Origin of the sequence: Aeromonas molluscorum 848 (genome assembly GCF_000388115.1) — a bacterium.
Taxonomy (GTDB): Bacteria; Pseudomonadota; Gammaproteobacteria; order Enterobacterales; family Aeromonadaceae; genus Aeromonas; species Aeromonas molluscorum.
This window is the reverse complement of record NZ_AQGQ01000210.1, coordinates 1-6,253: the sequence shown is the minus strand read 5'-3', so window position 1 is coordinate 6,253 and position 6,253 is coordinate 1. Positions and strand designations below refer to the sequence as shown.

Annotated in this window: 9 protein-coding genes and 1 tRNA gene; all 10 read right to left on the bottom strand. The window is 56.8% G+C overall.

Annotated elements, in window-relative coordinates; translation table 11 throughout:
- Nucleotides 1-10: 10 nt before the first annotated feature.
- The 10 genes from G113_RS18540 to cydX all read right to left on the bottom strand — a co-directional run bounded on the left by G113_RS18540 (nucleotide 11) and on the right by cydX (nucleotide 6,204).
- A tRNA-Lys gene (locus G113_RS18540) sits at nucleotides 11-86 on the bottom strand.
- Between the two features lie 173 nt (nucleotides 87-259).
- Complete coding sequence (ybgF, locus tag G113_RS18535; RefSeq protein WP_005908542.1) at nucleotides 260-1,072, bottom strand: tol-pal system protein YbgF; 813 nt, start codon at nucleotides 1,070-1,072, stop codon at nucleotides 260-262.
- Nucleotides 1,073-1,084: 12 nt separating this feature from the next.
- Nucleotides 1,085-1,609: a peptidoglycan-associated lipoprotein Pal gene (pal, locus tag G113_RS18530; RefSeq protein WP_005908541.1), complete on the bottom strand. Its 525-nt coding sequence runs from the start codon at nucleotides 1,607-1,609 to the stop codon at nucleotides 1,085-1,087.
- Nucleotides 1,610-1,659: 50 nt separating this feature from the next.
- A complete protein-coding gene (gene tolB / locus G113_RS18525; RefSeq protein ID WP_005908540.1) occupies nucleotides 1,660-2,985 on the bottom strand; it encodes a Tol-Pal system beta propeller repeat protein TolB in 1,326 nt (441 codons plus the stop codon).
- Nucleotides 2,986-2,988: 3 nt separating this feature from the next.
- Nucleotides 2,989-4,149, bottom strand: coding sequence for a cell envelope integrity protein TolA (tolA, locus tag G113_RS18520; protein WP_005908539.1), 1,161 nt, complete (start codon nucleotides 4,147-4,149; stop codon nucleotides 2,989-2,991).
- Nucleotides 4,150-4,154: 5 nt separating this feature from the next.
- Nucleotides 4,155-4,601: a protein TolR gene (gene tolR / locus G113_RS18515; RefSeq protein ID WP_005908538.1), complete on the bottom strand. Its 447-nt coding sequence runs from the start codon at nucleotides 4,599-4,601 to the stop codon at nucleotides 4,155-4,157.
- A complete protein-coding gene (tolQ, locus tag G113_RS18510) occupies nucleotides 4,602-5,291 on the bottom strand; it encodes a protein TolQ (RefSeq protein WP_005908537.1) in 690 nt (229 codons plus the stop codon).
- Nucleotides 5,281-5,688 carry a tol-pal system-associated acyl-CoA thioesterase gene (gene ybgC, locus G113_RS18505; RefSeq protein ID WP_005908536.1) on the bottom strand — a complete coding sequence of 136 codons (408 nt, stop codon included), beginning with the start codon at nucleotides 5,686-5,688 and terminating at the stop codon, nucleotides 5,281-5,283. Before ybgC ends, tolQ begins: the two co-directional genes overlap by 11 nt.
- A gap of 104 nt (nucleotides 5,689-5,792) precedes the next feature.
- Entirely contained in the window at nucleotides 5,793-6,104 is a 312-nt protein-coding gene (locus G113_RS18500) for a cyd operon YbgE family protein (RefSeq protein ID WP_005908534.1), read from the bottom strand.
- On the bottom strand, nucleotides 6,091-6,204 hold the full coding sequence (gene cydX / locus G113_RS20790) for a cytochrome bd-I oxidase subunit CydX (RefSeq protein WP_005908533.1): 114 nt from the start codon (nucleotides 6,202-6,204) through the stop codon (nucleotides 6,091-6,093). Before cydX ends, G113_RS18500 begins: the two co-directional genes overlap by 14 nt.
- Nucleotides 6,205-6,253: the final 49 nt, after the last annotated feature.

Below are 6,253 nucleotides of genomic sequence, written 5' to 3'. Positions count from 1 at the left end.
TGGAAAATGATGGTGGGCCGTGCTGGATTCGAACCAGCGACCAATTGATTAAAAGTCAACTGCTCTACCGACTGAGCTAACGACCCATACCACCATCGCACCTGGCTCATGACTGAACCAACGCTGACGGCGGCCTATAATACGGATTTAAATTTCCGGTGCAACAGAAAATTCTTAATTTAAATCCGTTTGCTCACTGCGCGTACAAACCGCCGTCACATTTACAAGAGTGTTACGAAAACAACTACCTAGCGCAATGTTACAGCTTGTCGAGGCTCTGCTTGGCGAGCTGTGCTGGCGAGGTATTGGGATAGCCCTTGATCACCTGCTCGTAGTAACTTTTTGCCTGAGCCTTGTTGCCATCCAGCTGAGCTATCATGCCCAGCTTGACCAGCGCATCGGCACGCTTGGGCGATTTGCCGTACTTGTCAGCCAAGGTCTTGAACTGGGCCGTAGCACCGGGTCTGTCGCCCTTGTTGAACAGCAACTGACCTAGCCAGTAGTGGGCATTGGGCACATAGCTCGAATCCGGGAACTGCTTGATGAATCCCTGAAATGCCGGGATCGCCTTGTCGTAGTTTTTATCCTTGAGCACCAGATTGACGGCCGAATCATAGGCCTGATTCTCATCCTGGTTACTGGAATAGGTCGCAGCACTCGCGGCGGTGGCTGTTGCCGCCGTGGCTGCTGCCGCTGCGGCCGGAGCAGCCTGCTGGCTACTGACTTTGTCGAGTTCCTGATAGAGCTGGCGCTGGCGTTCCTGGGACTGCTCCATCTTGTAGGTCTGCTGCTCCAGCTGACCACGCAGATCGGCCACCTCCCCTTGCAGGGAGTCGACTTGCTGCTGCAAGTCGGCCTGTAGACGCAGACGAGCATTGAGGGTTCGCTCCAGCAGCGCAACCCTGTCCTCCAGGCTGCCTGAGGGTACGATGGCACCCGCATTGCTGCCGAAGGCGGCGGTGACCGCACTGTCGCCACCGGAGAGATCGGACACAGGCGCCGCGGCGTGGGCCCCCATGCTAAATAGAAGTGCGGCCATCGAAATGGCCGCATTTTTATACACAAGATTCATCCGAATGAAACCTTAGTAGACCAGAACCGCACGACGGTTCTTGGCAAAGGCATCCTCGGTGTGAGACAAGTCCAGCGGCTTCTCTTCGCCATAGCTGACGATAGACAGTTGCTCAGCCTGCACACCCAGGGTTTGCAGATATTTGGCTACGGCCTTGGCACGACGTTCGCCTAGGGCGATGTTGTACTCTGGGGTACCGCGCTCATCGGCGTGACCTTCGATCAGTACTTTGACGGACGGGCGCTCACGCAGATAGCTGGCGTGGGCATCCAGCAGGTCAGCGTATTGACCCTGGATATCGTAACCGTCGTACGGGAAGAAGATGACGTTGTCGCGCTGCAGCGCTTCAAACTTCTGACGCATCTGCTCTTCCGGTGACAACAGACCATTGGCGGAGCCAGTCTGTACACCACCCATGCCGTCGGTCATACCCGCTTCGGCGCCAGAGGCATCGGAGTCGGAAGAAGAACTACAGGCAGCCAGGGCGAACAGAGGCAGTGCGATGGCCAGACCCTTGAGCAGTTTATTGAGTTGCATGCTATTTCCTTAAACCTTTATAACAAAACAAAAAACAATTGAATTTATTATCAATTCAGAAAGGGCGACCAAGCTGGCGCACGTATTTCCCCGCTGCTTGTCGGCAATACTGCCTTGAAGCGACCATCCGTCGAGACCAGAGCCAGGCTCTTGCGCCCCTGATAGATGGTAGAGTAGATGATCATGCTGCCATTAGGAGCCACACTTGGCGACTCATCCAATGCACTCTGGGTCAATACCAACATGGCTCCACTTTCCATATCTTGCCGAGCGATGCGATATTGTCCCTGTTCCCGGGTGACCACTACCATGGACTTTCCGTCCGCTGTCATGGACGCACCCTGGTTAGAATCCCCTTCCCAGGTGATGCGACGAGTGGCGCCAGTCGCCAAATTTACGCTATAAATCTGGGGTTTGCCACCACGTTCAGAGGTGAATATCAAACTTTGTCCATCCGCTGCCCAAGAGGGTTCGGTGTCTATGGTGCGGCTATTGGTCACCCGGGTCAGCTGCTTGCTCGCAACATCGATGATGTAGATATCAGGCTGACCATCTTTGGAGAGAACGATAGCCAATCGGCGACCATCTGGTGACCACTCCGGCGCCCCGTTAATGCCACGGAAACTGGAGACCAGACTGCGTTGCTGGTTGTAAATATCCTGCACATAGATCTCGGATTTCTGGTTCTCGAAGCTGACATAAGCCAACTTGCTGCCATCCGGTGACCAGGAGGGTGACATCAACGGCTCACGGGAACGCAGCAATACCTTCTCGTTGTAACCGTCATAGTCTGAGATGCGCAGCTGATAGGGGAACTGTGCCCCCTGATCGACAGCCACATAAGCCAGACGAGTCAGGAAGGCGCCACGTTCACCAGTCAGGCGCTCATAGACGATGTCGGAGATACGGTGGGCGAACTGACGCATCTGGGCACCGGGTATGGTGGCCATGCGGCTGTCGAGTACGTAGCCATTGGCTTCTCCGCCTTGGGTCTTGGCCAGTTGGCCCTTGAGCACATCGACCAGCTCGAAGTTGATTTTGTAGGAACCGTTGCCGGCAGGGGCTATGGTGCCCACCACCACGGCCTCGACCCCTTGGGAGGCCCAGGGCGCGAAGTCAATCTCGCCACTGCTACTCGGGGTTTGCGGCATCTGGCCACGGGCCAGCGGCTTGAATTTGCCGCTGCGCATCAGGTCATTGGAGACCACCTCGGCAATATCCTGAGGCAGCTGTCCCTCACCACTCCATTTGAAAGGAGCGACGGCGATGGGACGGGCGCTGTCGATACCACCTGTGATGACGATGTCCAGAGCCGCCTGGGCACTCTGGCCCATCAGCAAGCAGCCAACCAAAGCAAAAAATACTTTTCTTATCATGGCTTAAATACTCGGTTCCAATTTGAGATTGAATTCTTTCAGCTGCTCGAATGCCGCAGGATCCTTGGGCACGGGCAACTGGTTCGCCTTCAGTACGGCGGCTCGACCCGAACGGCAAACGGCGGGATCACCCTGACCATTGTCGACCGAAATGACGAAGCCACTGCTGGCAAGCTTCACACCGATAGTACATGTTTTGCCCCGCATGGTGGGATCCAAAATCATATAGCGCTCGACTGTCGCCTTGATGAGGGCGGCATATTTGTCGACCTCACCCTGAGCCGCAGCCGCGGCCGCCTGACTTCTAGAGCTAGCCTCAGCCGCCATCTGCGCCTGCATTTGAGCCTCTAGCTGTGCCTGTAGCTTGGCCTCTTCGGCCGCCTTGCGCTTACGTTCTGCATCGGCTTTGGCTTTCTTGTCCGCCGCTTCCTTCGCTTTCTTGTCTGCGTCAGCTTTTGCCTTCTTGGCCGCCTCGTCCTTGGCCTTCTGGTCGGCCTCGGCTTTGGCTTTCTTCTCGGCATCCGCCTTGGCTTTCTTGTCCGCTTCGGCCTTGGCCTTCTTCTCGGCTTCGGCTTTCGCCTTCTTGTCCGCTTCGGCTTTGGCTTGCTTCTCCGCCTCGACTTTCTTGGCGGCTTTGGCCTTCTCCTCAGCCTGCTTCTGTTCTTGCTCTTGTTTCTTCTTCAGGGCCAGGGCCTTGCTGGTCGCCTCTTCGGCCGCCTTGCGTTCTGCCTCAGCCTTCTTGGTTTTCAGCTCTTCCTGTTTGCGAGCCTGTTCGGCTTTCTGGGTTTGCTCCTCGGCCTGTTTCTGTTCAGCCTGCTTCTTCTGTTTCTCAGCCTCTGCCTTGCGAGTCGCCTCTTCGGCCGCCTTACGCTTGGTCTCGATGGTCCGCAGCCGCTCCTGCTCCAGCTCACGGGCCTGTTTGGCTTGATCGATCTCGGCCTTCACGGCCGGCTTGTTTTGCTGTTGTGCTTGCTGTTGCTGGATCTTCGCGGCTTGCTCGGCGAGGAATTCGTCATCGAGCATCACAGCGTTGACTATCTGGGCCGAGGAGGCAGGCCGCTTCGGCTTGCTGAAGTCGACGCCGACCAGCAAGATGATGCCGATGATCAGGTGCAGCAGCAGCGAGACGATGAGATAACCGGAAATACCACGCTTCACATCCATCTCCGTCAGTTCACCGGATCCGTCATCAGACCGACCTGAGGCACCCCGGCTTTCTTCAGGGCCACCATCAGCAGTATCACCTCTTCGTAGCGCACGGCCTTGTCGCCGGCAACCACCACGGGCGCGCCCTGGTTGACCGCGAGATACCCCATGGCCTTCTCGGTGATAAATTGCTGGATAGCCTCGGGGGACCCTGCAGGCACTGGCTCGTCATCCGCCTCACCCGCCTTGACCACGTACTCGCCGTCGACGTTGACGCTGACGATGAAGGGGGACTTGGCATCTTCCGGCAGTTGCTCGGATTCAGCCTGGGGCAAATCCACTTTCACCCCTTGCGTGATCACCGGCGTCACCGCCATGAAGATGATAAGCAGCACCAGCATGACGTCGATGTAAGGCACCACGTTGATCTCGGCCACCTTCTTGCGCCGGATCCGCTGATAAGTTTGCATTTACTTCTCACCCTGCTGCTGTGCTATCTGGCGGTTCAGAATGGTGGTGAACTCATCCATGAAGTTGACGTAAGCATTCTCCAGCCGTTCTACCTTGTGGGAGAAACGGTTGTAGAAGATAACCGCGGGTATGGCGGCAAACAGACCCATGGCAGTGGCGATAAGCGCCTCGGCGATGCCGGGTGCCACCATCTGCAGGGTCGCCTGTTGTACCTGACCCAGGGCGATAAAGGCATTCATGATGCCCCAAACGGTACCAAACAACCCGATATAGGGGCTGATGGAGCCGACGGTGGCCAGCACCGGCAAGTTGGACTCCAGCTCGTCCACGGCGCGAGACAGCGAGACACGCATGGCGCGGTAAGTACCGTCCATCACCGCATCCTGACCACGGGCACCGGCTTTGAGCAGACGGGCATACTCCTTGAAGCCGGAGTAGAAGATGTCTTCCATGCCTTCGATATCATCGCGGCGGGCGGAGGACTCCTGATAGAGGCGATTGAGATCCACCCCGGACCAGAATCTGTCCTCGAATTGCTCGGATGCCAGGTTGGCGGCCTTGATGACCTTGGCGCGCTGGATGATCAGCGCCCAAGAGACGACAGACATGCCCATCAGGGTCAACATCACCAGCTTGACCAACAGGCTGGCTTGCCAGAACAGACCAATAAACGAAATTTCAGCGTGCACTTAACAGCACTCCCTTCACATTTTCAGGTATTGCAACAGGTTTCATAAGCGGGTGACTGACACAGGCTATCTGTACCATGGCCTGGGTGATCAGTCGCCCATCAGCCGCCAGTATCTGCTGCGAGAGGCGCATCGAGGCACGTCTCACTTCAGTCACTTGCGTTATTACGGTCAGTAATTCGTTGAAGCGGGCTGCGGCGCGAAAATCGATCTCGGTCCGGCTTACCACGAAGGCGATCCCCAGTCCGAGCAGGACGTCCTGCTCTATGCCGCCGGCACGCAGCAACTCGGTGCGGGCCCGCTCCATAAATTTGAGATAATTGGCGTTGTAGACGATGCCCCCGGCATCGGTGTCTTCGTAGTAGACCCGTACCGGAAACTCAGAGACTTCACCCATAACGATCTGTGATCCATTCGACAATCTGATGGGGGGCTATCATAGCGCAGGGGTGAATAGGAAAGAAGCAGGGGGAGACAGGGAAATCCTGTCTCCCCCTGTTTTTATGGCAGGAAGTAACTGTGTGTCAGCCAGAGCCCATAAAGCAGGCTTGGCCAGGCGAGCCAGGGACAGAACAACAGCCTGCCCGGCAGGCTGCGGGGATGAAACCCCAGCCCATGCATGACGCCACAACTGACTGCCCACATCAACCAGGGCGCAACCCAGTGGCCATGGGCACTGGTGTTGGCCGCAATCAGATTGGGGGCCTGTAGAATGGCGGCGGCCAACAGGGCCGCCGCAAGTAACATCAGACCCTGCCATGGCTGGCGCTCAAGGGGAGCGGCCAGCCGGGCCAGTCTGTCACTTATCTTCATCGATCGTGCGATCCAGGTTCTCGGTGTGCTCAAGCCAGAGCGCATTGATGATCCCAAACGCACAAGCCAGCAGCAGACCCAGGATCAGGTCAAATACCACATATCAGGGCACCTTTTTAGAGAGCGATTGTTGGTTGTCTTCGATGTGC

Coding starts and splice junctions, on each gene's coding strand:
- ybgF (WP_005908542.1), bottom strand. CDS start 1,072: ATGAATCTTGTGTATAAAAATGCGGCCATTTCGATGGCCGCACTTCTA.
- pal (WP_005908541.1), bottom strand. CDS start 1,609: ATGCAACTCAATAAACTGCTCAAGGGTCTGGCCATCGCACTGCCTCTG.
- tolB (WP_005908540.1), bottom strand. CDS start 2,985: ATGATAAGAAAAGTATTTTTTGCTTTGGTTGGCTGCTTGCTGATGGGC.
- tolA (WP_005908539.1), bottom strand. CDS start 4,149: ATGGATGTGAAGCGTGGTATTTCCGGTTATCTCATCGTCTCGCTGCTG.
- tolR (WP_005908538.1), bottom strand. CDS start 4,601: ATGCAAACTTATCAGCGGATCCGGCGCAAGAAGGTGGCCGAGATCAAC.
- ybgC (WP_005908536.1), bottom strand. CDS start 5,688: ATGGGTGAAGTCTCTGAGTTTCCGGTACGGGTCTACTACGAAGACACC.
- G113_RS18500 (WP_005908534.1), bottom strand. CDS start 6,104: ATGAAGATAAGTGACAGACTGGCCCGGCTGGCCGCTCCCCTTGAGCGC.